Below are 26,378 nucleotides of genomic sequence, written 5' to 3' on the forward strand. Positions count from 1 at the left end.
CGGGACCATCGTGGCCACCAAGAAGACCTCCGCCTTCAAGACCTGGTTTCTGACCGGGCTGCTCGTGCTGGTGCCGCTCGGCATCACGCTCTGGGTGCTGAACCTGATCATCGGCACGATGGATCAGAGCATGGCCCTGCTGCCGCTGTCGTGGCAGCCGGAGAACCTGTTCGGCCGCCGCATTCCGGGTCTGGGCGCGATCCTCACGCTGCTGTTCATCCTGCTCGTGGGCGTGGCCACGCATAACTTCATCGGCCAGCGCCTCGTGCGCTGGTGGGAAATGCTGCTGGGCCGCATTCCGGTGGTCGGCCCCATCTATACCAGCGTGAAGCAGGTGTCCGACACGCTGCTGTCCTCGTCGGGCAACGCGTTCCGCAAGGCGCTGCTCGTGCAGTATCCGCGCGAGGGCTCCTGGACCATCGCGTTTCTGACCGGACGGCCCGGCGGAGACGTGCAGAATCACCTTCAGGGCGAGTACGTGAGCGTTTACGTGCCGACCACGCCGAATCCGACCTCGGGCTTCTTCCTCATGATGCCCAAGGCCGATACGATCGAGCTCGACATGACCGTCGATGCCGCGCTCAAGTACATTGTCTCGATGGGCGTGGTGGCCCCGACCGACCTGCCGCGCAAGAGCGAACAGGACGAACGCGCCGCCGTGGCCGAGGAAGCCGTGGCGGTCACGGCCGCCGTGGCAGCCGCTGCCGTGACGAGCGCGGCCGCCGGCGACGCCGAAGCGGTCACTGCCGCCGATCCCACCGATACTCATTGAATTCGAGCGGGCCGCACAGCGCCCGCGCGCAACCCGGAATTTTTCCTATGTCCTCCATGCGTACTCACTACTGCGGTCTGGTGACCGAACAACTGACGGGCCAGGAAGTGGCCCTCACTGGCTGGGTGCAGCGCCGCCGCGACCATGGCGGCGTGATCTTCATCGACCTTCGCGACCGCGAGGGCCTGGTGCAGGTGGTGTGCGATCCGGACCGCCCCGAGATGTTCAAGGTGGCCGAGGAAATCCGCAACGAGTTCTGCATCCGCGTGACCGGCAAGGTGCGTCCGCGCCCGGCCGGCACCGAGAACGCGAACCTGACCTCGGGCAAGATCGAAGTGCTGTGCCACGAGTTGAGCGTGCTGAACCCGTCGGTCACGCCGCCGTTCCAGCTCGACGACGACAACCTGTCGGAAACCACGCGCCTCACGCACCGCGTGCTGGACCTGCGCCGTCCGCAGATGCAGTACAACCTGCGCCTGCGCTACAAGGTGGCGATGGAAGTGCGCAAGTATCTGGACGCGCAGGGCTTCATCGACATCGAGACGCCGATGCTCGGCAAGAGCACGCCCGAAGGCGCGCGCGACTACCTCGTGCCGTCCCGCGTGAACCCGGGCCACTTCTTCGCGCTGCCGCAGTCGCCGCAGATCTTCAAGCAGATGCTGATGGTCTCCGGCTTCGACCGTTACTACCAGATCACCAAGTGCTTTCGCGACGAGGACCTGCGCGCCGACCGCCAGCCCGAATTCACGCAGATCGACTGCGAAACGTCGTTCCTCACCGAGCAGGAGATTCGCGACCTGTTCGAGGACATGATGCGCACGGTGTTCAAGAACGCGATCGACGTTGATCTCGACGCGACGTTCCCGGTCATGGAGTTCCGCGAGGCGATGGCCCGCTTCGGTTCGGACAAGCCCGACCTGCGCGTGAAGCTCGAATTCACCGAGCTGACCGACGTGATGAAGGACGTGGACTTCAAGGTGTTCTCGGGTCCGGCCAACAGCGACAGCGGCCGCGTGGTCGGCCTGCGCGTGCCGGGCGGCGGCGCGATTTCGCGCGGCGAGATCGACGCGTACACGCAGTTCGTGGGCATCTACGGCGCCAAGGGCCTCGCCTGGATCAAGGTGAACGAAGTGGCCAAGGGCCGTGACGGCCTGCAGTCGCCGATCGTCAAGAACCTGCACGACGCCGCGATCGCCGAGATCCTCAAGCGCACGGAAGCGAAGGATGGCGACATCATCTTCTTCGGCGCGGACAAGGCCAAGATCGTCAACGACTCGATCGGCGCGCTGCGCCTGAAGATCGGCCATTCGGAATTCGGCAAGAGCACGGGCCTGTTCGAGGACGTGTGGAAGCCGCTGTGGGTGATCGACTTCCCGATGTTCGAGTACGACGAGGAAGACGCGCGCTGGGTGGCCATGCACCACCCGTTCACGAGCCCGAAGGACGAGCACCTGCAGTATCTGGAAACGGATCCGGGCAAGTGCATCGCCAAGGCCTACGACATGGTGCTGAACGGCTGGGAAATGGGCGGCGGCTCGGTGCGGATCTATCGCGAGGACGTGCAGAGCAAGGTGTTCCGCGCGCTCAAGATCAACGAGGAAGAAGCGCGTGCCAAGTTCGGCTACCTGCTCGATGCGCTGCAATATGGCGCACCGCCGCACGGTGGCCTGGCCTTCGGCCTGGACCGCATCGTGACGATGATGGCCGGCGCCGATTCCATCCGCGACGTGATCGCCTTCCCGAAGACGCAGCGTGCCCAGGATCTGCTGACGCAGGCCCCGAGCAGCGTCGACGAGAAGCAACTGCGCGAACTCCATATCCGCCTGCGCACGCAGGAGCCGAAGACGGCCTGACGTCTTCCGCGAAACCACAAAAAAGCCGCGTCTCGACGCGGCTTTTTTGTTGCCCCCACAACAATGCGTTTCCATTTGTTACGTTCCGGAACGATGGGGCCGGGAACAATGTCTTCCGAAGGAAGCGCGCGATGCCGGTCCACGACGAAGACCGCCGCGACGCGGGAGGACTTAGTCGTGAACCTTGATGTCGAACAGATCCGCCAGTTCCTGCTGGCGCATGCGGAAACGATCCTGACCTGGCTCGTGGCCGGCCTGCTGATGATGCTGCTGGCGCGCTTCGAGCTGCGCCGCGCGGTGCGGCGCTCCGCGCAGGCCATGTCGGAATCCGTGGCGACCACGGTGGCCGCCTGCGTGCCGGAGATCGCGCACGCGGCCCAGTCGGCGCGGCCGCTGGCCGATGCCGAGACCGGTACGCCGGAGGGGACGCCTGTTGCAACGCAGCGCGCCGACGCGCTGCGCAAGCTCGCGCTCGATACCGTCGCCACCGTGATGGCGCGCGGACGCTGGCTCGAGGACATGGGCAACCTGCGGCTGCCCGAGGATGCGCTGATGAGCGGACGCGGCGCGGGCGGTGCGGATCCGCTGCTGGTCGTGGCACCGCAGCCGCTGGTGCAGGCGTACCTGACCGCGCAGCGCATCTTCGAGGATGAAGCCTCGCGCCTGCAGACCCACCGCCGCGAGGCGCTGCGGCTGCAGGACGCGGCACAGGCGCTCGTGGCCGAGGCCGCGCACGTGGAGCGCGAGACGGGCAGCATCGTCATGCGTTTCGAGCAGGTCAACGCGCAGGGCGTGCAGGGCGCGGACGCTGGCGATTACCAGCGTTTCCTGATCCAGAAGTACAACGCGCTCGGCCTTCGCGAGAAGGAGATCGGCGAGGAACGCGCCGTGATCGAGGCGCAGATGCGGGAAAGCGCGGACGCGCTGGCCGCGCACGCACACGTGGCCGCCCAGCGCTACACGCAGTGCCTCGCGCCGCTGATGCAGCAGCTGCGCGCGTCGTGGGGCCATGGGGATTCGCCCGAAGTGTTCGACACGTGGCTCCACAATGCGCCGCAGTCGGGTGGGGAGCCCCGGCACCCCGCCGTGGCGCAGGAGCCGGTCGCGGGTAGGACAACGGAGCCCACTTCTCACAGCGCTGTCTGATACCGACCGCGGATGGCTGCGTTATGCTTGGGTCTGTTCCGCATTCCGCCTCCATGCCCTACAAGATTCCCGAATCGGTGCTGGTCGTCATTTATACGCCAGACCTCCAAGTGCTGTTGATCGAGCGTGCCGACCGGCCCGGCTTCTGGCAGTCGGTAACCGGCAGCCTCGATGCCACGGACGAGCCGCTGGCGCTCACGGCCGCGCGCGAAGTCGCCGAGGAAACCGGCATTATTGCCAGTGAGCACACGCTTACAGACTGGCATCACACGATCGACTACGAAATCTATCCCCAGTGGCGTCACCGCTATGCGCCCGGCGTCGTCCGCAATACCGAGCACTGGTTCGGTCTTTGCGTGCCGTATCCGGTGCCGGTGACGCTCGCGCCGCGCGAGCATACGCGCCATGAATGGCTGCATTGGGAGGCCGCGGCCGAGCGATGTTTTTCGCGCAGCAATGCCGAAGCCGTGCGCCAGCTCGCGTGGCGCGTGGCCGGCGTGCCCGCCGCGGGCCCCCAGCCCATACCCGGAGTGGCATGATGAAGTTGCGCGTGGTCACCTACAACATCCACAAGGGCGTGACCGGCTTTTCGGGCAAACCGCGCATCCAGAGCGTCCGCACGGGCCTGCAGTCGATGGATGCGGACATCGTGTTCCTGCAGGAAGTGCAGGACCGCAACGATCGGCTGATCGCGGCGGAGCTGTTCGACCCCGACCACACGCAGCTCAACTACCTTGCCACCGACGCCTATCCGCATTCGGTCTATGGCCGCAACGCGGTGTACGACCATGGGCATCACGGCAACGCGATCCTGTCGCGCCATCCGATCCTGATGTCGGAGAACCTCGACGTCTCCGACCATCGCTTCGAGCAGCGCGGGCTGCTGCACGCGGTCGCCGATATCAATGGCATCGAGGCGCATCTGATCTGCGTGCATTTCGGCCTCTTCGCGCGCAGCCGCGTGCGGCAGGCCAAGGCGCTGGTCGAGCGCGTGCGCAGCGTGGTGCCGGCCGATGCGCCGCTCGTCATCGCGGGCGATTTCAACGACTGGAACCATCGCCTCGACGCGCAGATCTGCAACACGCTGAACTGCATGGAGTCCGCGCAGGCCAAGACCGGACGCCTGCATACGTTTCCGAGCCATATGCCGTGGTGGCAGCTGGACCGCATCTACGTGCGCGGATTCGACATCGAGCGTTCGCTGGCGCTGACGGGCCGCGACTGGGCGCAGCGGTCCGACCATGTGCCGCTCGTCGCCGAACTCGCGCGGCGCGTGGCCATTCCCGAGGCCTAGCGGTTACCGGTAGTCGCGGATCCAGCGGAAGACGGCGTCGACGTCGTTGAGGTCGAGAATCGGCAGCGGCGTGCGCGCGCGGACATGATCGGGGTCGTCGGTGGCCACGGCCACCACGCCCGGCACCTCTCCCCACAGCGGCACGTTGCCCGTGGCCGGACGGAAGACCTCCAGCTTCGGGAAGTCGCTCCACTTGTAGCCTTCCACGAGCACGAGGTCGGTCCCGGCCGGCAACACGGCCAGCGCCTCGGCGATCTCGGGCGAGGCGCGCTCGGCCGGATAGTTGCGCATCAGCGTCAGGTGGCGCGCGCCGACCAGCACCACGTTCTCGCAGCCCGATGCGCGCATGCGCCAGGAATCCTTGCCCGGCGTGTCGGGATCGAAGCCGTGGTGGGTGTGCTTGATGCCGGCCACGCGCATGCCCGCCGTGACGAAGCGCGGAATCAGCTGTTCCAGCAGCGTCGTCTTGCCGCTGCCCGATGTGCCGGCGATACCGAAGACCTTCACGATCCGTTCCCAATCAAGCGTCAGAATGAACCGGACGATAGCAGAGAAGGCGCACCGATGTGCTTGTCGCGCCGGTTCGCCGATAATCGAGGCATGTCACGGATATTCGATCGCGCGGATACTGCACCGCACCATCCCGACCAGGCGCCGTCGCGCCCCTACCGTCCACTCGAGCGCCGCGCGGGGGTGCTGCGATGGGCCGCCCGCAGCGGCCGCACGGTGCCCGGCAACCGCGTCGATCTGCTGCGCAACGGCGAGGCCTTCTTTCCCGCGTTGATCGAGGCGATCGACGCGGCCACCGCGAGCGTGGTCGTGGAGACGTATATCTATGCCGACGACGATGTCGGCGCGGCCGTGGGCGATGCCCTGATCCGCGCGGCCGGCCGGGGCCTGGACGTGCGGCTCGTGGTCGATGGCTTCGGCGCCGGCGACCTGCCCGCGGCGCTCGCGGCGCGCCTGCGCGAGGGCGGCGTCCAGCTCGAGATCTACCGGCCGATGCGCGGCTTCCGGCTGGCCCGGCGCCATCTGCGCCGGCTCCATCGCAAGATCGCGGTGATCGATGCGCAGTTGCCCGATTCGGTCGGGTTTGTCGGCGGTATCAATATCATCAGCGACCATAACCACGGTCCGCTCGATCTGCCCGAACTCGGTCCGCGTTACGACTTCACCGTGCGCGTACGTGGGCCGCTGGTCACGCAGATCGCGCTGGCGGCGGCGCGGCTGTGGTTTCGCATCGCGCAGCGCCACGGCATGCGGGACGCCGCGCGCGCGCTGCAGGAGATGGAGGCGCTGACGGCCGCCGCCGATGGTCCGCCGCGCGACATGCAGCCCGACGGCGTGCCCGCGGCGTTGCTGTTGCGCGACAACCTGCGCAATCGCCGCACGATCGAACGCGAGTACCTGTACGCGCTCGGTGCCGCGCGCCACGACGTGATCATCGCCAATGCGTACTTCCTGCCCGGCCACAAGATGCGCCGCGCGCTGCTGGCATGCCGCAAGCGCGGCGTGCGCGTGCGGCTGCTGCTGCAGGGGGTGGTCGAGTACCGGCTCCAGCATTACGCCACGCACGCGCTGTATGCCACGCTGCTCGCGGCCGGCGTGGAGATCTACGAGTACGAGGCGAGCTTCCTGCACGCGAAGGTGGCCGTCGTCGACGAAAGCTGGGCCACGGTCGGGTCGAGCAACATGGACCCCTTCAGCCTCCTGCTCGCGCGCGAGGCCAACGTGTCGGTGTACGACCGCGCATTTGCCACCGATCTGCGCGCGCACCTCGAGCGCGCCATGGCGCAGCGGAGTGCGCGCATCGCGCCGGAAGTCCATGCGCGGCTGCCGCGCGTGCGGCGTTTTGCCAACTGGGCCGCGTATTTCGTCCTGCGTCTGGGCGTCGTGATCGCGGGCGTGACGGGGCGCTACTGATTGCCCGCCGTTTAGAAACCAAGGTCTAATTAAGTACTTGATGCCGACGCGGCTCGCCCGAATAATCTGAACGACCGTTCTTTTTTGGCTTAGACTGCGCTAGATCAAAGCCATCCACTGAACGGAGAGAGAAATCATGCGCCACCAGTCAGTTCGTCTTGAATCCGCCGCCGCTGCACCCGCGCCCTTGCGCAAGGGTGAGATGACGCGTGTGGCGATTCTCGATGCGGCACTGGAACTGTCGTCGCGCGACGGGCTCGAGGGGTTGACCATCGGGCTGCTCGCCGAACGCATGCAGATGAGCAAGAGCGGCGTATTCGCGCACTTCGGTTCGCGCGAGGACCTGCAGGTGGAAGTGGTGCGCGAGTACCACCGCCGGTTCGAGCAGGAGGTGTTCTACCCTTCCTTGCAGGAGCCGCGCGGATTGCCGCGCCTGTGGTCGATGGTGCGCCGCTGGATGGAGAAGCGCATCCAGGAAGTGACCACGGGCTGCATCTACATCAGCGGGGCCGTCGAATACGACGACCGTGCGGAAAGCCCGGTTCGCGACGAACTCGTCAGGAGCGTCACGATCTGGCGTGCCGCGCTGCTGCGTGCGATCGACCAGGCGAAGGAAGAAGGCCATCTGCGCGCGGATTGCGATCCGCGCCTGATGCTGTTCGAAATGTATAGCCTCGAACTGGGGCTGCATCACGATGCCCGCTTCCTGCGCCTGCCCGACAGTGCCGAACTTGCCATGGTTGCGCTCAACAAGCTGATTCAGTCCTACCGTACCTGAAGTCGTCCGGTGCAACGGGCTCCGCGTCGCGCGGAGCCGGCGGCGGGCGGCATCGTGAACCTCCAAGGAGTCTTTGATGGGCCAGTACACCGCACCGTTGCGCGACATGCAGTTCGTGCTCCATGAACTGCTCGGCGTGGAAGCCGAACTCAAGGCGATGCCGCGCCACGCGGACGTCGACGCGGACACCATCAACCAGGTCATCGAGGAAGCCGGCAAGTTCTGCGCCGACGTCGTGTTCCCGCTCAACCAGAGCGGCGACCGCGAAGGCTGCACCTACGTCGGCGACGGCGTGGTGCGCGCGCCCAAGGGCTTCCGCGAGGCCTATCGGCAGTACATCGAAGCCGGATGGCCGGCGCTCGCATGCGATCCCGAGTTCGGCGGCCAGGGCCTGCCGATCGTCGTCAACAACGCGCTGTACGAGATGCTGAACTCGGCCAGCCAGGCGTGGACGATGTACCCGGGGCTGTCGCATGGCGCCTACGAGGCGCTGCACGCGCACGGCACCCCCGAGCTCAAGCAGACGTACCTGCCCAAGCTGGTCTCGGGCGAATGGACCGGCACGATGTGCCTGACCGAGCCGCACTGCGGCACGGACCTCGGCATCCTGCGTTCGAAGGCCGAGCCGCAGGCCGACGGCTCCTATCGCATCACGGGCACCAAGATCTTTATCTCCGCGGGCGAGCATGACCTTGCGGACAACATCATTCACCTCGTGCTCGCGCGCCTGCCGGACGCGCCGCAGGGCACCAAGGGCATCTCGCTGTTCGTGGTGCCGAAGTTCGTGCCGGACGCGAGCGGCAATCCCGGCGAGCGCAACGGCATCCAGTGCGGCGCCATCGAGCACAAGATGGGCATCCACGGCAACGCGACGTGCGTGATGAACCTGGACGGCGCGCAGGGCTGGATGGTCGGCGAGCCGAACAAGGGCCTCAACGCGATGTTCGTGATGATGAACGCCGCACGCCTCGGCGTGGGCGCGCAGGGCCTGGGCCTGACCGAGGTCGCGTACCAGAACTCGCTGGCCTACGCGAAGGATCGCCTGCAGATGCGTTCGCTGACGGGCGTAAAGGCACCGGACAAGGCGGCCGACCCGATCATCGTGCATCCCGACGTGCGCCGCATGCTGCTGACGCAGAAGGCCTACGCCGAAGGCGGCCGCGCGTTCGCGTACTGGACCGCGCTGCAGATCGACCGCGAGCTGTCGCATCCGGACGAGTCGGTGCGCAAGCAATCGGCCGACCTCGTCGCGCTGCTCACGCCCGTGATCAAGGCCTTTCTGACCGACAACGCATTCACCTCGACCAACGAGGGCATGCAGGTATTCGGCGGCCACGGCTATATCGCCGAGTGGGGCATGGAGCAGTACGTGCGCGATGCACGGATCAACATGATCTACGAAGGCACGAACACGATCCAGGCGCTCGACCTGCTGGGCCGCAAGATCCTCGGCGACATGGGCGCCAAGCTCAAGGCCTTCGGCAAGGAAGTGCAGGCGTTCGTCGAGCAGGAAGGCACGAACGAGGCGATGCAGGAGTTCGTCAACCCGCTGGCCGACCTTGGCGACAAGGTGCAGAAGCTCACGATGGAAATCGGCATGAAGGCCATGGGCAATGCCGATGAAGTCGGCGCTGCCGCGGTGCCGTATCTCCGCGTGGTGGGTCACCTCGTGTTCTCGTATTTCTGGGCGCGCATGGCCAAGATCGCGCTGGAGAAGCAGGGCAGCGGCGACAAGTTCTACACGTCCAAGCTGGCTACCGCGCGCTTCTACTTCGCGAAGCTGCAGCCCGAGACCGCCGCCGAGATCCGCAAGGCCCGCGCCGGCGCGGCCACGCTGATGGCACTCGACGCCGACCTGTTTTGATCGTTCCGGGGGCGCTCGCCCCCGAACCCTCTCATCAACGCTCACCGAATACTGGAGCGCGCATGTCCAATTTCATCGTCAAGAAGGTCGCCGTGCTGGGCGCCGGCGTCATGGGCGCGCAGATCGCCGCGCACCTCGTCAACGCGCGCGTGCCCGTGGTGCTGTTCGACCTGCCGGCCAAGGAAGGTCCCAAGAACGGTATCGCGCTGCGTGCGATCGAGAACCTCAAGAAGCTGTCGCCGGCGCCGCTCGGCATCAAGGACGAAGCCGGCCTGATCCGCCCCGCCAATTACGAGGACGATATCGCGCTGCTCAAGGAGTGCGACCTCGTGATCGAGGCCATTGCCGAGCGCATGGACTGGAAGCACGACCTGTACAGGAAGGTCGCGCCGTACATTGCACCGGGCGCGATCTTCGCGACCAATACGTCGGGCCTGTCGATCGGCGCGCTGGCCGATGGCCTCGGTGACGATACCGGCCTCAAGTCCCGCTTCTGCGGCGTGCACTTCTTCAACCCGCCGCGCTACATGCATCTGGTGGAGCTGATTCCCACCGCGAGCACGCAGCCCGAGATCCTCGACCGCCTGGAGGCGTTCCTGACGACCACGCTCGGCAAGGGCGTGGTGCGCGCGAAGGACACACCGAACTTCATCGCGAACCGCGTGGGCATTTTCTCGATCCTCGCGGTGTTCGCCGAGGCCGAGAAGTACGGCATTCCGTTCGACGTGGTCGATGACCTGACCGGTTCGAAGCTCGGCCGCGCGAAGTCGGCGACGTTCCGCACGGCCGACGTGGTGGGCCTCGACACGATGGCGCACGTCATCAAGACGATGCAGGACAACCTGCGCGACGACCCGTTCGCGCCCGTGTACCAGACGCCGGCCGTGCTCAAGGGCCTCGTCGATGCGGGCGCGCTCGGCCAGAAGACCGGCGCGGGCTTCTACCGGAAGGAAGGCAAGGCCATCAAGGTCCTCGACGCGAAGACCGGCCAGTATGTCGAGTCGGGGAAGAAGGCCGACGAGATCGTCGCGCGCATCCTCAAGAAGGAGCCCGGCGAGCGCATCAAGCTGCTGCGCGAATCGACCAATCCGCAGGCGCAGTTCCTCTGGGCCGTGTTCCGCGACGTGTTCCAGTACATCGCCGTGTATCTCGACCAGATCGCGGGTTCGGCCGCGGACGTGGACCTCGCCATTCGCTGGGGCTTCGGCTGGAATACCGGTCCGTTCGAGGACTGGCAGGCGGCCGGCTGGAAGCAGGTGGCCGAATGGGTGAAGGAAGACATCGACGGCGGCAAGGCGCTGGCCAATGCCGCGCTGCCCGCGTGGGTGTTCAGCGGTCCCGTGGCCGAGGCGCAGGGCGTGCACACGCCGAACGGTTCGTGGTCGCCGGCGACGAACGCGTTCGTCGCGCGCCCGCAGCTGCCCGTGTATGCACGGCAGGCGTTCCGCGCGTCGCTGCGCGGCACCGACGCGGCCGACCCGCGCAAGGCGGGCAAGACCGTCGAAGAGAACGACGCGGTGCGCATCTGGACCAGCGATGGTGCCGATGACGTGCTGATCGTCTCCTACAAGAGCAAGATGAACACGATGGGCCCCGACGTCATCGACGGCCTCACGCGCGCCATCGACCTCGCCGAAGCGGGCTACAAGGGCCTCGTGATCTGGCAGCCGACGTCGCTGCAGCTCGGCAATCCGGGCGGCCCGTTCTCCGCGGGCGCGAACCTCGAAGCCGCGATGCCAGCCTTCATGATGGGCGGCGCCAAGGGCATCGAGCCGTTCGTGAAGAAGTTCCAGGACGGCATGATGCGCGTCAAGTACGCGGCGGTGCCCGTGGTAACGGCCGTGTCGGGCATCGCGCTCGGCGGCGGTTGCGAACTGATGCTGCACGCCGCGCGGCGCGTGGTGGCGATGGAATCGTATATCGGCCTCGTCGAAGTCGGCGTGGGCCTCGTGCCCGCGGGCGGCGGCCTCAAGGAGGCCGTGCTGGCGGCAGCGCGCGCGGCCGATGCGGCTGGCAGCACGAACTACCTGAACTTCATCACTGGCCGGTTTCAGGCCGCCGCGATGGCCAGGGTGTCCACGTCGGCGCTCGACGCGCGCAAGATCGGCTACGTGCAGGCAACGGACCCGATCGTGTTCAACGTGCACGAACTGTTGCACGTGGCGCAGAGCGAGGTGCGCGCGCTGGCCGAGGCTGGCTATCGTTCGCCGCTGCCGGGCGCGCTGGTGCCGGTGGCCGGGCGTTCCGGTATCGCGACCATCCAGGCTTCGCTCGTCAACATGCGCGACGGCAACTTCATCTCCGCGCACGACTATCTGATCGCGAGCCGTATCGCCGAGGTGGTGTGCGGCGGCGACGTGGAAGCCGGCTCGCTGGTCAGCGAGGACTGGCTGCTCGCGCTCGAGCGCAAGGCATTCGTCGACCTGCTCGGCACCGGCAAGACGCAGGAACGCATCATGGGCATGCTGCAGACCGGCAAGCCGGTGCGTAACTAACAGGCAAGCGAGGAACCGACATCATGAAACAACTGCAAGACGCTTACATCGTCGCGGCCACCCGCTCGCCGATCGGCAAGGCGCCCAAGGGCGCGTTCAAGAACACGCGCCCCGACGATCTGCTCGCTACCGTGCTGAAGGCTGCCGTGGCGCAGGTGCCGTCGCTGGACCCGGCGCTGATCGAAGACGCGATTGTCGGCTGCGCGATTCCCGAGGCGCAGCAGGGCCTCAACGTCGCGCGTATCGGCGCGCTGCTGTCGGGCCTGCCGAACACCGTCGGCGGCATCACCGTGAACCGCTTCTGCGCATCGGGCCTGTCCGCCGTGGCGATGGCGGCCGACCGTATCCGCGTGGGCGAGTCCGACGTGATGATCGCGGCGGGCACCGAGTCGATGAGCATGGTGCCGATGATGGGCAACTCGCCGTCGATGTCGCCGTCGATCTTCCTGCGCGACGAGAACGTGGGCATCGCGTACGGCATGGGCCTGACGGCCGAGAAGGTGGCGAACCAGTGGAAGGTCAGCCGCGAGGACCAGGATGCGTTCGCGCTCGCCTCGCACCAGAAGGCGATGGCCGCGCAGCAGGCCGGCGAGTTCGCCGACGAGATCACGCCGATCGAGATCGTCGAGAAGTTTCCGGATCTGGCTTCGGGTCAGGTCAGCGTCAAGACGCGCACGCTCGCGCTCGACGAAGGTCCGCGTCCCGATACGTCGATGGAAGGCCTCGGCAAGCTGCGTGCCGTCTTCGCGAACAAGGGCAGCGTGACCGCCGGCAACAGCTCGCAGACGTCCGATGGCGCGGGCGCGCTGATCCTGGTCTCCGAGAAGATCCTCAAGCAGTTCAACCTCGTGCCGCTCGCGCGCTTCGTGTCGTTCGCGGTGCGCGGCGTGCCGCCGGAGATCATGGGCATCGGCCCGAAGGTGGCGATTCCCGCGGCGCTGAAGGCGGCGGGGCTGTCGCAGGACCAGATCGACTGGATCGAACTCAACGAGGCATTCGCCGCGCAGTCGCTGGCCGTGATCCGCGACCTGGAACTCGACGCGTCGAAGGTCAACCGCATGGGCGGCGCGATCGCGCTGGGCCATCCGCTCGGCGCGACGGGCGCGATCCGCTCGGCGACCGTCGTGCACGCGCTGCGCCGCCACAACCTCAAGTACGGCATGGTGACCATGTGCGTCGGCACGGGCATGGGCGCAGCGGGTATCTTCGAACGCGTTTGAGAGGGGAGCCACCATGAGCATCGCCACACGGATCGACAACGGGATTCTGACCCTCACCTTCGATCGCCTCGACCGGAAGAACGCGATCACGGCGGCGATGTACCAGACGCTGGCCGATGCCTTGCGGTCGGCCGAGGCGGACAGCGCAGTGCGCGTGATCGTCATCGAGGGCAAGCCGGAGATCTTTACGGCCGGCAACGACCTCGAAGATTTCATGAAGCGCCCGCCCACGTCCGGCGAGGGCGGGGCACCGGCGCCGGTGTTCCAGTTCCTGCATGCGATCGCCGAGGCGGGCAAACCGGTGGTCGCTTCGGTAAGCGGGGCGGCGGTCGGCATCGGCACGACGCTGCTGCTGCACTGCGATCTCGTCTATGCCTCGGATACCGCCAAGCTCACGCTGCCGTTCACGCAGCTGGGGTTATGCCCGGAGGCGGCGTCGAGCCTGCTGCTGCCGCGGCTGGTCGGTTATCAGCGTGCCGCCGAGAAACTGTTGCTGGGCGAGCCGTTCAGCGCGCAGGAAGCGTTCGAGATCGGACTCGTGACGAAGGTGCTGCCCGTGGCGGAACTCGATGCGCACGTGCGGCGGCAGGCGGCCAAGCTCGCCGCGCTGCCGGCATCGTCGCTGCGCGAGACCAAGCGGCTGATGAAGGGTGGCGAGGCCGCGGCGGTGAAGCGCCAGATGGCCGAAGAGGCCGGCGTGTTTGCCCGCATGCTGGCGGCGCCGGAGGCGAAGGAGGCCTTTACGGCGTTCTTCGAGAAGCGCAAACCGGATTTCTCGAAGTTCCAGTAACGGACGCCGGGGGACAGGCAAGCAGGGTATGGGGGCGCAAGCCCCCATTTTCATACCGGCAATTCGCGCGGCAGCCGGTTCTCGTCGGTCGCCACATAGGTGAGCGTGGCTTCGGTGACCTTGACGATCGCATTGCTGTGGCGCATGCGTTGCGCATAGACCTCGACGGACACCGTGATCGAGGTGCGGCCCGTCTTCACGATATCGGCATAGAAACTCACGAGGTCGCCGACAAATACCGGGTTCTTGAACAGGAACGAGTTCACCGCGACGGTGGCCACGCGGCCCTGCGCGCGCTCCACGGCCGGAATCGACCCGGCGATATCGACCTGCGCCATGATCCAGCCTCCGAAAACATCGCCATGCACGTTGGCGTCGGCGGGCATCGGGACCACGCGCAAGGCGGGGTTCTTGCCTTCGGGGAGGGTGGACAGGGGAGCGAGCTGGGTCATGAGGCGGTGTTGAAGATACGGATGAAGGGATCGGTGAAGGGACCGATGAAGGTTCGGATGACGGCAAGGGTGCCGATCCGGGTGGCAGGACCGGCGTCGGCCGGGGCGGCCTCTGCCGTCCATCGCGATCTCTGCGACAATCGCGGCATTGGCCAGAATTCTAACGTATGCGCCGTTCCTCCACGACAGCCCCCAGCACCGACGAAAGTGCCGCCACGGCACCCTCGAACTCGATTTTCTCCAGCCGGGGCGCGCCGCGCAGCGACTGGCAGACCGTCCGTAACCTGCTGCCCTACGTCTGGCACTACAAATGGCGCGTGATCTTCGCGCTGGCGTGCCTCGTGCTTGCAAAGGTCGCGAACCTCGGCGTGCCTGTGCTGATGAAGCGCCTGATCGACACCATGGACGTGGCCCCCGGCGATGCGCACGCGCTGCTTGTGGTACCCGTCGGGCTGATCGTCGCGTATGGAGTGCTGCGCCTGTCCAGCACGCTGTTCACTGAGCTGCGCGAAATCCTGTTCGCCAAGGTCACGCAGAGCGCGGTACGCGAGATCGCGCTGCAGGTCTTCCGCCATCTGCACGCGCTGTCGTTACGGTTCCACCTCGAGCGGCAGACGGGGGGCATGAGCCGCGACATCGAGCGCGGCACGCGCGGCATCCAGCAGCTGATCTCGTATTCGCTCTACAGCATCCTGCCGACGCTCGTGGAAATGGCGCTCGTGATCGGGTTCCTCGTGCTCCATTACGACATCTGGTTCGCGGGCATCACGGCCGTCGCGCTGATCGGCTATATCGTGTTCACGATCGTCGTGACCGAGTGGCGCACGCATTTCCGCCGCCGCATGAACGAACTCGATTCGCGCGCGAGCCAGAAGGCGATCGACTCGCTGCTCAACTTCGAGACGGTGAAGTATTTCGGCAACGAGGAATACGAGGCGCGCCGCTATGACGAGAACCTGCTCAAGTACCGCGCCGCGGCGGTGCGTTCGCAGAACTCGCTGTCTTTCCTGAACTTCGGCCAGCAGACGATCATCGCCATCGGGCTGATCCTGATCCTGTGGCGCGCGACGGTGGGCGTCGCGGCGGGGCGCCTCACGCTCGGCGACCTCGTGCTCGTCAACACGCTGATGATCCAGCTCTATATCCCGCTGAATTTCCTCGGCGTGATCTATCGCGAGATCAAGCAGGCCACCACCGATATGGACCGCATGTTCGTGCTGCTCGGCACCAATCAGGAGGTGGCCGACGTGCCCGGCGCGCCGGCGCTGGAGGTGCGCGGCGCCGCCGTGCGCTTCCGCCATGTCGGCTTCGGCTACGAGTCCGACCGCGTGATCCTGAACGACGTGGACTTCACGATCGCCGCGGGCACCACCACGGCCGTGGTCGGCCACAGCGGCTCGGGCAAATCGACGCTCGCGCGGCTGCTCTATCGGTTCTACGACGTCAGCGGCGGCGGCATCGAGATCGATGGGCAGGATATACGCGGCATCCGGCAGGATACGCTGCGCCGCGCGATCGGCATCGTGCCGCAGGACACCGTGCTGTTCAACGACAGCATCTACTACAACATCGCGTACGGCCGTCCTGAGGCCTCGCACGACGAAGTCATCGCGGCCGCGCGCGCGGCGCAGATCGATCCGTTTATCCGCGAACTGCCGCAGGGTTACGACACGCCGGTCGGCGAGCGCGGGCTCAAGCTGTCAGGCGGCGAGAAACAGCGCGTGGCCATCGCGCGCACGCTGCTCAAGAATCCGCCGATCCTCGTGTTCGACGAGGCGACGTCCGCGCTCGACTCGCGCACCGAGCAGGCGATTCAGGCCGAGCTCATGCGCCTGGCGCAGAACCGCACGACCCTGCTGATCGCGCACCGCCTGTCCACGGTCGTGCATGCGGACCAGATCCTCGTGATGGACCATGGCCAGATCATCGAGCGCGGCACGCATGGGGAACTGATGCGCATCAACGGGCGTTACGCCGAGATGTGGCGCATCCAGGCACGCAATGCGGTCGAAGGCGAAACCGACGACGCGGAGGGCGTCGCGCATGCCTGAGTCGCGCGTGAGTCGCGCGTAATCAGGCGTAATCGAGCGGCAGCGCGGTGGTGTACTTGATCTGCTCCATCGCGAAGCGCGAGCTCACGTCGGAAAGCTCGGCGCCCTGGATCAGTTTCTTGTACACGGCGTCGTACGCGGCGATATCGGGCACCACTACGCGCAGCAGATAGTCGGTATCGCCCGCCATGCGATAGAACTCGGTGACCTCGGGGATCGATTGCACGAGCCCGTGGAACGTCTTCAGCCACTTGGCGTTGTGCTGGTTCGTGCGGATCGAGACGAACACCGTCACGCCGACATTGAGCCTGGCCGCATCGAGCAGCGCCACGCGCCGGCGGATCAGCCCGGCTTCCTCGAGTTTCTGGATGCGCCGCCAGCACGGCGTGGAAGTCAGGCCGACTTTCTCGCCGATCTCGGCGACGGGCATCGTGGCGTCTTCCTGCAGCAGGGCGAGAATCTGGCGGTCGTAGCGATCCATGGGTAACGGTAACGGGGGTTCAGGCGGGGACGGTATCCACCAGCAGGTTCACGCCGGTGGCGATGTGCTGCGGCTCCACGCCGTAGACGTGCAGCGAGACGGCGATATTGTCGCCGGTGTTCGAGAGCCGATGGATATGGCGCAGCCCGGCCGGCACGCTGAACGTATCGCCGGCCGCGCGCGTCACGGTATTGGCCAGCGCGGCATGGCGCGTGGCGGGGTTCCAGCGGTAATGATGCTCGGTCATCGTGCCGCGCAGCACGCGATACGCGCACCATGCGCGATGGCCGTGGACGGGGCTCGCCTGTCCGGGGCGCCAGACCAGCAGCATCGCGGAGAACCGGCCGAACGGATCGGCATGGATCAGATGGCGCGTGTAGGTTTCCGCGCTGCCGTCGAGCGCGCCCGACGGCAGCGTCGCGAGCAGCGTGTCCGCATCGGGCAGGCTCGCGACGATGCCGTCCGCCACGAGCCGCGCCCCTTGCGCGAGCGCGTCCTCCATGGTCTGCGCGAATGGCATCAGCGGCGGCGGGGCGGCGCGGCCGGGGGCGGGCGTGGCAGGCATGGCGGAAAGACGGGACATGGCGGGCTCCGGTTGCATTTGCTCGGGGACGGCGTGCGCTGGGCATGCGGATAGCCCATCATAGGCCGCCCGGCAGAGTCGCAACGTGCGTAATCGGGTCCGGATTGCGCGGAAATTGTAATCCTGTTCTTCACGGACGTCGATTCGTAGCAATTTGTTCTCCTGCGCATTCCGCGATGGGCGCGGCATAATTGCGGCCATGGAAATCAAATGGCTTGAAGACTTCGTGAGCCTGGCGGAGACGCACAGCTTCTCGCGCTCGGCGGAACTGCGCCATGTCACGCAGCCGGCGTTCTCGCGCCGTATCCAGTCGCTCGAGGCGTGGGTCGGCACCGAGCTGATCGACCGGTCGAGTTACCCGACAAGCCTCACCGCCGCCGGCAAGGTGTTCTACGAGCAGGCGCTGGCGATGCTCGCGCAGGTCAGCGAGACGCGCGCGCTGATGCGCGGCCAGCGGTCCGCCAACGCGCAGGTGCTCGAATTCGCGGTGCCGCACACGCTGTCGCTGACGTTCTTCCCCGAATGGCTCAAGGCGCTCGAGCGCCAGCTCGGCACGCTGCCGTGCCGGTTGCGCGCGCTCAATGTCCACGACGCGGTGCTCACGCTCGTGGAAGGCGGGTGCGACCTCGTCATGGTCTATCACCATCCGCGCCAGGCCATCCAGCTCGACCCCGCCCATTACGACATGCTCGTGCTCGGCACCGAGCGGCTGTCGCCATACAGCGTCCCCGATGCCACGGGCCGGCCGCTGTTCCGGCTGCCGGGCACCGACAAGAAGCCGGTGCCGTTCCTCAGCTACACGCCCAACGCGTTTCTCGGCCGCATGGTCGATATGCTGCTGGCGGAAGCCGCGGCGGACGGGCTCAAGCTCGACAAATGCTACGAGACCGATATGGCCGAAGCGCTCAAGGTCATGGCGCTGGCCGGCCACGGCATGGCGTTCCTGCCCGAGAGCGCCGTGCGCGACGACGTGCAGCAGGGCCGGCTGGTCCGCGCCGAGGGCGGACGCGGGCTGCCGCAGTCGATCGACATGGAGATTCGCCTCTATCGCGAACGGCCCGGCGAGAACGGCGCCGACCGGCGCGGCGGACAGGGCCGGCGCAAGCGCCAGCTCGTCGACCAGATCTGGAGCACGCTGGCGGGGCAGACTGCACCGGGCTGAGGCGCGTCGCACCATGTCGGAAAGGTTATGCGTGTCTTGCATAACCCTGTCAGGGCGGATGAGCAAACGGCATTGGATTGTGAAAGGGTGGCGCCGATATCCTGTGCATCACCTTCAAACGTGGAAACCAGCCATGTCTTCCGCAGCACCGTCGCAACCCTCCTCGATCATTACCCATCCCCTCCCGTCCTACCTCAACGCCGAGGAGCTCGGCCCCTGGGGCATCTACCTCAAGCAGGTCGACCGCGTCACGCCCTATCTGGGCTCGCTCGCGCGCTGGGTGGAAACGCTCAAGCGCCCCAAGCGCGCGCTGATCGTCGATGTGCCCATCGAGATGGACAACGGCACGATCGCCCATTTCGAGGGCTATCGCGTGCAGCACAACACCTCGCGCGGCCCGGGCAAGGGCGGCGTGCGTTTCCACCAGGACGTCACGCTGTCGGAAGTGATGGCGCTGTCCGCGTGGATGTCGGTCAAGAACGCGGCCGTCAATGTGCCGTACGGCGGCGCCAAGGGCGGTATCCGCGTGGATCCGCGCAAGCTGTCGCAGGGCGAGCTGGAACGCATCACGCGCCGCTACACCAGCGAAATCAACATCATCATCGGCCCGAACAAGGACATCCCGGCACCGGACGTCAACACGAACGAGCAGATCATGGCGTGGATGATGGACACCTACTCCATGAACGAGGGCAGCACGGCTACCGGCGTGGTGACCGGCAAGCCGATCTCGCTCGGTGGCTCGCTGGGCCGCCGCGAGGCCACCGGCCGCGGCGTGTTCGTGGTGGGCTCGGAGGCCGCGCGCAACATCGGCATGGACGTCAAGGGCGCGCGCGTGGCCGTGCAGGGCTTCGGCAACGTGGGTTCCGTGGCCGCCAAGCTGTTCCATGAAGCGGGCGCGATCGTGGTGGCCGTGCAGGACCACCGCACCACGCTGTTCAACCCGGCCGGCCTCGACGTGCCCGCGATGATCGAGTATGCCTCGCATAGCGGCACCATCGAGGGCTTCCGCGCCGAGGCGATCTCGGGCGACCAGTTCTGGGAAGTCGATTGCGACATCCTCATCCCGGCCGCGCTGGAAGGCCAGCTGACCGCGAAACGCGCGTCGCAGATCAAGGCGCGCCTCGTGATCGAGGGCGCCAACGGCCCGACCACGCCCGAGGCCGACGACGTGCTGCGCGAGCGCAATATCCTCGTCGCGCCGGACGTCATCGCCAACGCCGGCGGCGTGACGGTGTCCTATTTCGAATGGGTGCAGGATTTCTCGAGCTTTTTCTGGACCGAGGAGGAAATCAACCAGCGCCTGGTACGAATCATGCAAGAAGCCTTCCGGGCGATCTGGCAGGTGGCCCAGGACAACAAGGTCACGCTCCGCACCGCCGCGTTCATCGTGGCGTGCACGCGAATCCTGCAGGCGCGCGAAATGCGCGGACTGTATCCCTGATACGGATGCGCGTCATGATGATGTGTTGCAATGCAATATTCACCGTGACGCGCCAGGATGACGCGAGAAACGCGGTTGCCGGTCCATGCCGGCGACCGCGTTTTTTTGCGTTTTTTTCCGTTTGAACGATTTCGCCTCGATATGGCGCGGCGGCGAGACACCGTGCCGGAAATTGCACCAGTTAGGGGAAAACCCGTTGTCGGATATAAGCGGCTAAGCAATACTATTTCGCTGGCGGGGCGTTTTTTGCTAGAGTGCCGCCTTTCTCTTCATGGTCAAGGAGATGTTATGAATTTTGCCAAGCTGGCTGGCCTCATGGTCGCGGCAGGGATTCTGAGCGGCGCCGCACAAGCCGCCGAGCCGCTTTCGGGCACGCTGCAGAAGATCAAGGAAACGGGTGTCATCACGCTGGGCGTGCGGGATTCGTCCATTCCGTTCAATTACAACCTGGGCGGCGTGCGCCAGGTCGGTTACTCCTATGACATCAACACGAAGATCGTGGAAGCCGTCAAGGAACAGCTGAAGCTGCCGAACCTGCAGGTCAAGGAAATCCCGATCACGTCGCAAAACCGTATCACGCTGCTGCAGAACGGCACGATCGATATCGAGTGCGGCTCGACGACGAACAACCTCGAGCGTCAGAAGCAGGCTTCGTTCACGAACAGCATCTTCATCATCGGCACCCGCATCATGGTGAAGAAGGATGGCGGCATCAAGGACTGGGCCGACCTGAAGGGCAAGAACGTCGTGACGACCGCCGGCACCACGTCGGAGCGTCTGCTGCGCAAGATGAACGACGACCAGAAGCTGGGCATGAACATCATCAGCACCAAGGACCACGGTCAGTCGTTCCTGACGCTGGAGTCCGGCCGTGCCGTGGCGTTCATGATGGATGACGCGCTGCTGTACGGCGAGCGCGCCAAGGCCAAGAACCCGAACGACTGGATCGTGGTCGGCAAGCCGCAGTCGCGCGAGTCCTACGGCTGCATGATCCGCAAGGATGACGCCCCGTTCAAGAAGCTGTCGGACAACGTGATTTCCGGCCTGATGAAGGACGGCACGATCAACACGATGTACGCCAAGTGGTTCCAGCAACCGGTCCCGCCGAAGGGCCTGAACCTGGACTTCCCGCTGTCGGAAGACATGAAGGCGCTCTTCAAGAACCCGAACGACAAGGCGCTCGACTGATCCTTCAGTCATGGGAGTGCGAAACGGAAGGAGAAGTCCTTCCGTTTCTTTTTGAGGACGCAAGATGGATTACAACTGGCATTGGGGAGTTTTCCTCGAGCAGGCCGCGCAGAACGAGACGTACCTCGACTGGATGATTTCCGGTCTGAAGGTCACGCTCGCGCTGGGCCTCACCTCGTGGGTCATCGCCCTCGTCATTGGCTCGGTGCTCGGCGTGCTGCGCACCGTGCCGAACAAATTCCTGTCGGGGATCGCGGCGTGGTATGTCGAGATCTTCCGCAATATTCCGCTGCTCGTGCAGCTGTTCATCTGGTACTTCGTGATTCCCGAACTGCTGCCGTTCGGCGAGGCGATCAAGCAGATGAACCCGTTCACGCAGCAGTTCCTGGCGGCGATGCTCTGCCTGGGCACCTTTACGGCGGCCCGGGTTTGCGAACAGGTCCGCTCGGGTATCAATTCGCTGCCGCGCGGCCAGCGCAACGCGGGCCTCGCCATGGGCTTCACGCTGTCGCAGACCTACCGGCACGTGCTGTTGCCGATGGCGTTCCGCGTGATCGTGCCGCCGCTGACCTCCGAGTTCCTGAACATCTTCAAGAACTCCGCGGTCGCGTCGACGATCGGTCTGCTGGAGCTCGCGGCGCAGGGTCGTCAGCTGGTCGACTACACGGCACGGCCGTACGAGTCGTTTATCGCGGTGACGGTGATGTACATGCTGATCAACGTGACGGTCATGCTGATCATGCGCTGGGTGGAAAAGCGCACGCGCGTGCCCGGCTTCATCGGCGGCAAGTAAGGGGACACGATGGCATACGACTTCGATTTCAGCTCGATCAATCCCGCCACGCTGGAAGTGCTCGGCGAGGGCATGTTGGTCTCGCTGAAGATCACGGTAACCGCCGTGGTGGTGGGTATCGTCTGGGGCACCGTGCTCGCGATGATGCGCCTGTCCTCGTTCAAGCCGCTGAACTGGTTTGCGCAGGGCTACGTGTCCATATTCCGCTCCATCCCGCTGGTGATGGTGCTGCTATGGTTCTTCCTGATCATCCCGCAGGTCTTGCAGAAGCTCTTCAACCTGTCGCCGGCCACGGATCTGCGCATGACGTCCGCGCTGATCGCGTTCGCGCTGTTCGAGGCCGCGTACTACTCGGAGATCATCCGCGCGGGTATCCAGAGCGTGTCGCGCGGCCAGATGTTCGCGGCGCAGGCGCTCGGCATGACCTACGGCCAGACCATGCGTCTGGTGATCCTGCCGCAGGCGTTCCGCAACATGGTGCCGCTGCTGCTGACGCAGGGCATCATCCTGTTCCAGGATACTTCGCTCGTGTACGTGAGCGCGCTGGCGGACTTCTTCGGCCAGGCCTACGGTATCGGCGAGCGTGACGGGCGGATCGTCGAACTGCTGCTGTTCGCGGGCCTCGTCTACTTCGTTATCTGCTTCTCCGCTTCGCTGCTGGTCAAGCGTTACCAGAAAAAGGTGGCTGTATGATCGAAATCAATAACGTTTCCAAGTGGTACGGCGCTTTCCAGGTGCTGACCGACTGCACCACCAAGGTCGCCAAGGGTGAAGTGGTGGTGGTGTGCGGCCCGTCGGGTTCGGGCAAGTCCACGCTGATCAAGACCGTGAACGCGCTCGAGCCGTTCCAGAAGGGCGACATCCTCGTGGATGGCACCTCGGTCGGCAATCCGAAGACCAACCTGCCGAAGCTGCGTTCGCGCGTCGGCATGGTGTTCCAGAACTTCGAGCTGTTCCCGCACCTCTCGATCACCGAGAACCTGACCATCGCGCAGATGAAGGTGCTAGGCCGCTCGAAGGAAGAAGCCACCGCCAAGGGCCTGAAGTACCTCGAGCGCGTGGGCCTGAAGAGCCAGGCCGGCAAGTTCCCGGGCCAGCTGTCGGGCGGCCAGCAGCAGCGCGTGGCCATCGCGCGCGCGCTGTCGATGGACCCGATCTGCATGCTGTTCGACGAGCCGACCTCGGCGCTCGATCCGGAAATGGTCAACGAAGTGCTGGACGTGATGGTGCAGCTGGCGCAGGAAGGCATGACCATGATGTGCGTGACCCACGAAATGGGTTTCGCGCGCAAGGTGGCCAACCGCGTGATCTTCATGGACGCCGGCAAGATCGTCGAGGATTGCCCGAAGGAAGAGTTCTTCGGCAACAGCGAAGCGCGCTCGGACCGCGCCAAGCAGTTCCTCTCGAAGATCCTGCAGCATTAAACCCACGCCCCCTCCGCGCGCTGGGCTTCAGCGCGCGGGGGTGAGCGCCGCAGTACCGCTTTATGCCCATGAATTCCGACGATCTGTCGATCTTCGCGCTCGTTGCGGATTCCGGCAGTTTCTCCGCCGCCGCGCTCGCCGGCGGCGTCGATGCCTCCAGTATCAGCCGCCGCGTTACGCAGCTCGAAAAGCAGCTGGGCACCCGCCTGTTTCATCGCACGGGCCGCGGCGTCTCGCTGACCGAGCAGGGCAGCGCGCTGCTGGCCTATGCCCGCCAGATCAAGGAAACGCTCGCCGCCGCGGAGGCCGCGGTCTCCAGCAACGCGGGAATGGGTCCCCCGCGTATCCGCATCGCGGCGCAGCCGACCATCGCCCGGACCGTGTTCGGCGACCTCTATCACGTCCTGCACAGGCAGTTCCCGCACAGCCGGCTGCATTTCACCGAAGGGCTCGCCAGCAGCATCCTGGCCGACCTGCAGGCCGGCGCCATCGATATCGCGATTCTGTATCGGCCCGAATATCCGGGCAGCATGAGCTACGAGCCGCTGCTGCTGGAGCGCCTCTACCTGCTGACGCCGCCGCGCTTCGCGATGACGCAGGAGCGCGTGGACGCGCATGGGCTGCAGGGGGTGCCGATGATCCTGCCGAGCACGCACCACGGCATTCGTGTGTTCGTCGAAGCCATGGCGGCGCGGCGCGGGCACAGCGTGCAGCTGGCGCTCGAGAGCGACGGCTCCAACGCGATCACCGCGGCGCTGGTCCACAAGGGCTGCGGCTGTACCGTGCTGCCGCTCGCGGCCGTGCCCGACGATATCGCCGCGGGCCGGCTGCGGGGGTTTCCGCTGCCGGGCGACGATGCCGAACGCTGCATCAGCCTCGTGCTCGGCCGCACGGACCTCGAGCCCGCCACGCTGTGGGCACTGGGCGCCGCCATCCGCGAGGTGGCGACCGATCTCGTGAAGACCGGCGCCTGGCCCGGCGCGCGGCTGATTACGCCTGATCCAGCCGCAGTGCCGGCGTGATCTGCTGCGGATCGGTCACGAGTTCCAGCACGGCCGCACGACCCGATGCCCGCGCGCGCTCGAGCGCGGCCGGAAAGTCCGACTCGTGCTCCACGCGCTCGGCATGCGCGCCGAATGCTTTCGCCAATGCGATGAAATCCGGGTTGGCCAGCTGCGTGCCCGAAATGCGGCCCGGGTACTCGCGCTCCTGATGCATGCGGATGGTGCCGAGCATGCCGTTGTTCACGACGATCACGATCACCGCCGCGCCGAACTGCATGGCGGTGGCGAGCTCCTGCGGATACATCATGAAGCAGCCATCGCCGGCAAAGCACACCACGGTGCGGTCCGGAGCGGCCAGCTTGGCCGAGATGGCCGCGGGCAGGCCGTAGCCCATCGCGCCATTGGTCGGCGCGAGTTCCGTGCCGAGCTGCTTGTAGCGATAGAAGCGGTGGACCCACACCGTATAGTTGCCGGCGCCATTGGTGATGACCGTATCGTCGGGCAGCGTGTTCGAGAGATGCGCGACCACGGACGACATCTCGACGCCCCGCTGCGCGGCACCGCGCGCGAGCGGCGTGTTGTGCGCGACGTACGCCGCGCGCGCGGCCTCGGTCCAGCCATGCCACGGCAATGCCGCGCCTTCGGGCTTCAGCGCCGAGAACGCGATGGCGGCGTTGGACACCGACGCATTGACGGGCAGATCCGCGAGGAATACGCGGCCGAGCTCCTCGGGGTCCGCATGCACATGCACGAGACGTTGCGCGGGGCGCGGGCTGCGGATCAGTTCGTAATTGCCGGACGTGACTTCGGACAGCCGGCTGCCGATCACGATCAGCAGATCGGCCTCGCCGACCATGCGCGACAGCGCGGGAGATACGCCAAGGCCCAGCTGGCCGACGTAATGCGCATCGCGGTTGTCGAGCACATCCTGGCGGCGGAACGAGGCGGCGACGGGCAGGTTCCACGCGCTCGCGAACGCGCGCAGCGCGTCCTGAGCGGGCGCGGTCCAGCCGGTTCCGCCGACCACCACGAGCGGACGCTGTGCCTCGCGCAGCAGGGCCGCGAGCTCGGCCGGCGCGGCCGCATCGGGCGCGGCCTCGCTCACGCGTGCCGGCGGCACGTCGGCCACGGCCGCGGCGCCGAACAGCACGTCCTCGGGCAGCGCCACGACGACGGGGCCCTTGCGGCCCGACATGGCCACGCTGAACGCGCGGCTCACGATCTCGGGAATGCGCGCGATGTCCTCGATCTCGGTCGCCCATTTGGCGAGGCCGCCGAACACGCGGCGATAGTCGACTTCCTGGAAGCCCTCGCGTTCCTTGATCTGGTTGGCCACCTGGCCCACGAACAGGACCATCGGCGTGGAGTCCTGCATCGCGGTGTGCACGCCATTGGCCGCATGCGTGGCACCGGGGCCGCGCGTCACGAATGCGATACCGGGACGGCCCGTCAGCTTGCCGTACGCATCGGCCATGTTCGACGCCGCGCCTTCATGGCGCGTGACGATCGTGCGGATGCTCGCATGGTCCGCCAGTGCGTCGAGCACGGGCAGGTAGCTTTCGCCGGGGACGCAATAGATGGTGTCCACGTGGTTGCGCCGCAGCGCTTCCACGAGGATCTGGCCGCCATTGCGGGAAGGGGAGGTCGGGGTGGTGGTCATC

At 66.1% G+C, this 26,378-nt stretch carries 24 protein-coding genes; 19 read left to right on the forward strand and 5 right to left on the reverse strand.

Annotated elements, in window-relative coordinates; translation table 11 throughout:
- Positions 1-10 precede the first annotated feature (10 nt).
- From AAHB16_RS23960 to AAHB16_RS23980, 5 genes are all read left to right on the forward strand, one after another.
- Positions 11-772, forward strand: coding sequence for a DUF502 domain-containing protein (locus tag AAHB16_RS23960; RefSeq protein WP_342052165.1), 762 nt, complete (start codon positions 11-13; stop codon positions 770-772).
- A 47-nt stretch (positions 773-819) separates the two neighbouring features.
- Positions 820-2,625 carry an aspartate--tRNA ligase gene (gene aspS, locus AAHB16_RS23965; protein ID WP_150372823.1) on the forward strand — a complete coding sequence of 602 codons (1,806 nt, stop codon included), beginning with the start codon at positions 820-822 and terminating at the stop codon, positions 2,623-2,625.
- Between the two features lie 177 nt (positions 2,626-2,802).
- The gene (locus tag AAHB16_RS23970; protein ID WP_342052166.1) at positions 2,803-3,771 is read left to right on the forward strand and encodes a hypothetical protein; all 969 of its coding nucleotides are present in this window, start codon (positions 2,803-2,805) and stop codon (positions 3,769-3,771) included.
- A gap of 53 nt (positions 3,772-3,824) precedes the next feature.
- Positions 3,825-4,310, forward strand: coding sequence for a dihydroneopterin triphosphate diphosphatase (nudB, locus tag AAHB16_RS23975; protein WP_150372822.1), 486 nt, complete (start codon positions 3,825-3,827; stop codon positions 4,308-4,310).
- The gene (locus AAHB16_RS23980) at positions 4,307-5,065 is read left to right on the forward strand and encodes an endonuclease/exonuclease/phosphatase family protein (protein ID WP_191002148.1); all 759 of its coding nucleotides are present in this window, start codon (positions 4,307-4,309) and stop codon (positions 5,063-5,065) included. The genes nudB and AAHB16_RS23980 overlap by 4 nt, the downstream gene beginning before the upstream one ends.
- A gap of 3 nt (positions 5,066-5,068) precedes the next feature.
- Here the strand turns inward: AAHB16_RS23980 and mobB are convergent, their stop codons facing one another.
- Entirely contained in the window at positions 5,069-5,572 is a 504-nt protein-coding gene (mobB, locus tag AAHB16_RS23985) for a molybdopterin-guanine dinucleotide biosynthesis protein B (protein WP_150372821.1), read from the reverse strand.
- A 93-nt stretch (positions 5,573-5,665) separates the two neighbouring features.
- Here mobB and clsB point away from each other — a divergent pair, with 93 nt between their 5' ends.
- The 6 genes from clsB to AAHB16_RS24015 all read left to right on the forward strand — a co-directional run bounded on the left by clsB (position 5,666) and on the right by AAHB16_RS24015 (position 14,135).
- Positions 5,666-6,988: a cardiolipin synthase ClsB gene (gene clsB / locus AAHB16_RS23990; RefSeq protein ID WP_223851322.1), complete on the forward strand. Its 1,323-nt coding sequence runs from the start codon at positions 5,666-5,668 to the stop codon at positions 6,986-6,988.
- 187 nt (positions 6,989-7,175) lie between these two features.
- Positions 7,176-7,766 (forward strand): TetR/AcrR family transcriptional regulator, encoded by a 591-nt coding sequence (locus tag AAHB16_RS23995; protein ID WP_109582102.1) that lies wholly within the window; start codon positions 7,176-7,178, stop codon positions 7,764-7,766.
- 76 nt (positions 7,767-7,842) lie between these two features.
- Entirely contained in the window at positions 7,843-9,630 is a 1,788-nt protein-coding gene (locus tag AAHB16_RS24000; RefSeq protein WP_150372819.1) for an acyl-CoA dehydrogenase C-terminal domain-containing protein, read from the forward strand.
- Positions 9,631-9,692: 62 nt separating this feature from the next.
- The gene (locus AAHB16_RS24005; protein WP_342052167.1) at positions 9,693-12,125 is read left to right on the forward strand and encodes a 3-hydroxyacyl-CoA dehydrogenase/enoyl-CoA hydratase family protein; all 2,433 of its coding nucleotides are present in this window, start codon (positions 9,693-9,695) and stop codon (positions 12,123-12,125) included.
- A 20-nt stretch (positions 12,126-12,145) separates the two neighbouring features.
- Positions 12,146-13,345 (forward strand): acetyl-CoA C-acyltransferase, encoded by a 1,200-nt coding sequence (locus tag AAHB16_RS24010; RefSeq protein WP_150372817.1) that lies wholly within the window; start codon positions 12,146-12,148, stop codon positions 13,343-13,345.
- Positions 13,346-13,358: 13 nt separating this feature from the next.
- Positions 13,359-14,135, forward strand: a complete 777-nt coding sequence (locus AAHB16_RS24015) for an enoyl-CoA hydratase (RefSeq protein WP_150372816.1) — start codon at positions 13,359-13,361, stop codon at positions 14,133-14,135.
- 50 nt (positions 14,136-14,185) lie between these two features.
- Here AAHB16_RS24015 and AAHB16_RS24020 read toward each other — a convergent pair whose 3' ends face one another.
- Positions 14,186-14,587 carry an acyl-CoA thioesterase gene (locus tag AAHB16_RS24020; RefSeq protein ID WP_150372815.1) on the reverse strand — a complete coding sequence of 134 codons (402 nt, stop codon included), beginning with the start codon at positions 14,585-14,587 and terminating at the stop codon, positions 14,186-14,188.
- 167 nt (positions 14,588-14,754) lie between these two features.
- Between AAHB16_RS24020 and AAHB16_RS24025 the strand changes: the two genes are divergently transcribed.
- The gene (locus AAHB16_RS24025; RefSeq protein ID WP_150372814.1) at positions 14,755-16,638 is read left to right on the forward strand and encodes an ABCB family ABC transporter ATP-binding protein/permease; all 1,884 of its coding nucleotides are present in this window, start codon (positions 14,755-14,757) and stop codon (positions 16,636-16,638) included.
- Between the two features lie 22 nt (positions 16,639-16,660).
- On the opposite strand, the gene AAHB16_RS24030 is transcribed toward AAHB16_RS24025, so the two are convergent.
- On the reverse strand, positions 16,661-17,119 hold the full coding sequence (locus tag AAHB16_RS24030; RefSeq protein WP_342052168.1) for an Lrp/AsnC family transcriptional regulator: 459 nt from the start codon (positions 17,117-17,119) through the stop codon (positions 16,661-16,663).
- Between the two features lie 19 nt (positions 17,120-17,138).
- Positions 17,139-17,702, reverse strand: a complete 564-nt coding sequence (locus AAHB16_RS24035) for a cysteine dioxygenase (RefSeq protein ID WP_446718130.1) — start codon at positions 17,700-17,702, stop codon at positions 17,139-17,141.
- Between the two features lie 199 nt (positions 17,703-17,901).
- On the opposite strand from AAHB16_RS24035, the gene AAHB16_RS24040 reads away from it, so the two are divergent.
- The 7 genes from AAHB16_RS24040 to AAHB16_RS24070 all read left to right on the forward strand — a co-directional run bounded on the left by AAHB16_RS24040 (position 17,902) and on the right by AAHB16_RS24070 (position 24,735).
- Entirely contained in the window at positions 17,902-18,864 is a 963-nt protein-coding gene (locus AAHB16_RS24040) for a LysR substrate-binding domain-containing protein (RefSeq protein WP_150372812.1), read from the forward strand.
- A 133-nt stretch (positions 18,865-18,997) separates the two neighbouring features.
- The gene (locus tag AAHB16_RS24045; RefSeq protein WP_150372811.1) at positions 18,998-20,308 is read left to right on the forward strand and encodes a Glu/Leu/Phe/Val family dehydrogenase; all 1,311 of its coding nucleotides are present in this window, start codon (positions 18,998-19,000) and stop codon (positions 20,306-20,308) included.
- 288 nt (positions 20,309-20,596) lie between these two features.
- A complete protein-coding gene (locus AAHB16_RS24050) occupies positions 20,597-21,496 on the forward strand; it encodes a glutamate/aspartate ABC transporter substrate-binding protein (protein WP_150372810.1) in 900 nt (299 codons plus the stop codon).
- Between the two features lie 64 nt (positions 21,497-21,560).
- Entirely contained in the window at positions 21,561-22,289 is a 729-nt protein-coding gene (locus tag AAHB16_RS24055; RefSeq protein WP_150372809.1) for an amino acid ABC transporter permease, read from the forward strand.
- A gap of 9 nt (positions 22,290-22,298) precedes the next feature.
- Entirely contained in the window at positions 22,299-22,982 is a 684-nt protein-coding gene (gene gltK / locus AAHB16_RS24060) for a glutamate/aspartate ABC transporter permease GltK (RefSeq protein ID WP_150372808.1), read from the forward strand.
- Positions 22,979-23,713 (forward strand): amino acid ABC transporter ATP-binding protein, encoded by a 735-nt coding sequence (locus tag AAHB16_RS24065; protein WP_150372807.1) that lies wholly within the window; start codon positions 22,979-22,981, stop codon positions 23,711-23,713. Before gltK ends, AAHB16_RS24065 begins: the two co-directional genes overlap by 4 nt.
- A gap of 68 nt (positions 23,714-23,781) precedes the next feature.
- Complete coding sequence (locus tag AAHB16_RS24070; RefSeq protein WP_342052169.1) at positions 23,782-24,735, forward strand: LysR family transcriptional regulator; 954 nt, start codon at positions 23,782-23,784, stop codon at positions 24,733-24,735.
- On the opposite strand, the gene AAHB16_RS24075 is transcribed toward AAHB16_RS24070, so the two are convergent.
- Positions 24,704-26,377: a thiamine pyrophosphate-binding protein gene (locus AAHB16_RS24075; protein ID WP_342052170.1), complete on the reverse strand. Its 1,674-nt coding sequence runs from the start codon at positions 26,375-26,377 to the stop codon at positions 24,704-24,706. The two genes, AAHB16_RS24070 and AAHB16_RS24075, sit on opposite strands and share 32 nt — an antisense overlap.
- Position 26,378: the final 1 nt, after the last annotated feature.

The organism is Cupriavidus sp. OTU4054 (assembly GCF_038440175.1).
Classification (GTDB): Bacteria; Pseudomonadota; Gammaproteobacteria; order Burkholderiales; family Burkholderiaceae; genus Cupriavidus; species Cupriavidus pauculus_D.

Coding starts and splice junctions, on each gene's coding strand:
- AAHB16_RS24005 (WP_342052167.1), top strand. CDS start 9,693: ATGTCCAATTTCATCGTCAAGAAGGTCGCCGTGCTGGGCGCCGGCGTC.
- aspS (WP_150372823.1), top strand. CDS start 820: ATGTCCTCCATGCGTACTCACTACTGCGGTCTGGTGACCGAACAACTG.
- AAHB16_RS24025 (WP_150372814.1), top strand. CDS start 14,755: ATGCGCCGTTCCTCCACGACAGCCCCCAGCACCGACGAAAGTGCCGCC.
- AAHB16_RS24055 (WP_150372809.1), top strand. CDS start 21,561: ATGGATTACAACTGGCATTGGGGAGTTTTCCTCGAGCAGGCCGCGCAG.
- AAHB16_RS24070 (WP_342052169.1), top strand. CDS start 23,782: ATGAATTCCGACGATCTGTCGATCTTCGCGCTCGTTGCGGATTCCGGC.
- AAHB16_RS24035 (WP_446718130.1), bottom strand. CDS start 17,702: ATGTCCCGTCTTTCCGCCATGCCTGCCACGCCCGCCCCCGGCCGCGCC.
- AAHB16_RS24040 (WP_150372812.1), top strand. CDS start 17,902: ATGGAAATCAAATGGCTTGAAGACTTCGTGAGCCTGGCGGAGACGCAC.
- AAHB16_RS24020 (WP_150372815.1), bottom strand. CDS start 14,587: ATGACCCAGCTCGCTCCCCTGTCCACCCTCCCCGAAGGCAAGAACCCC.
- AAHB16_RS24030 (WP_342052168.1), bottom strand. CDS start 17,119: ATGGATCGCTACGACCGCCAGATTCTCGCCCTGCTGCAGGAAGACGCC.
- AAHB16_RS24000 (WP_150372819.1), top strand. CDS start 7,843: ATGGGCCAGTACACCGCACCGTTGCGCGACATGCAGTTCGTGCTCCAT.
- gltK (WP_150372808.1), top strand. CDS start 22,299: ATGGCATACGACTTCGATTTCAGCTCGATCAATCCCGCCACGCTGGAA.
- AAHB16_RS24050 (WP_150372810.1), top strand. CDS start 20,597: ATGAATTTTGCCAAGCTGGCTGGCCTCATGGTCGCGGCAGGGATTCTG.
- nudB (WP_150372822.1), top strand. CDS start 3,825: ATGCCCTACAAGATTCCCGAATCGGTGCTGGTCGTCATTTATACGCCA.
- clsB (WP_223851322.1), top strand. CDS start 5,666: ATGTCACGGATATTCGATCGCGCGGATACTGCACCGCACCATCCCGAC.
- AAHB16_RS24075 (WP_342052170.1), bottom strand. CDS start 26,377: ATGACCACCACCCCGACCTCCCCTTCCCGCAATGGCGGCCAGATCCTC.
- AAHB16_RS24045 (WP_150372811.1), top strand. CDS start 18,998: ATGTCTTCCGCAGCACCGTCGCAACCCTCCTCGATCATTACCCATCCC.
- AAHB16_RS24015 (WP_150372816.1), top strand. CDS start 13,359: ATGAGCATCGCCACACGGATCGACAACGGGATTCTGACCCTCACCTTC.
- AAHB16_RS24065 (WP_150372807.1), top strand. CDS start 22,979: ATGATCGAAATCAATAACGTTTCCAAGTGGTACGGCGCTTTCCAGGTG.
- AAHB16_RS23980 (WP_191002148.1), top strand. CDS start 4,307: ATGATGAAGTTGCGCGTGGTCACCTACAACATCCACAAGGGCGTGACC.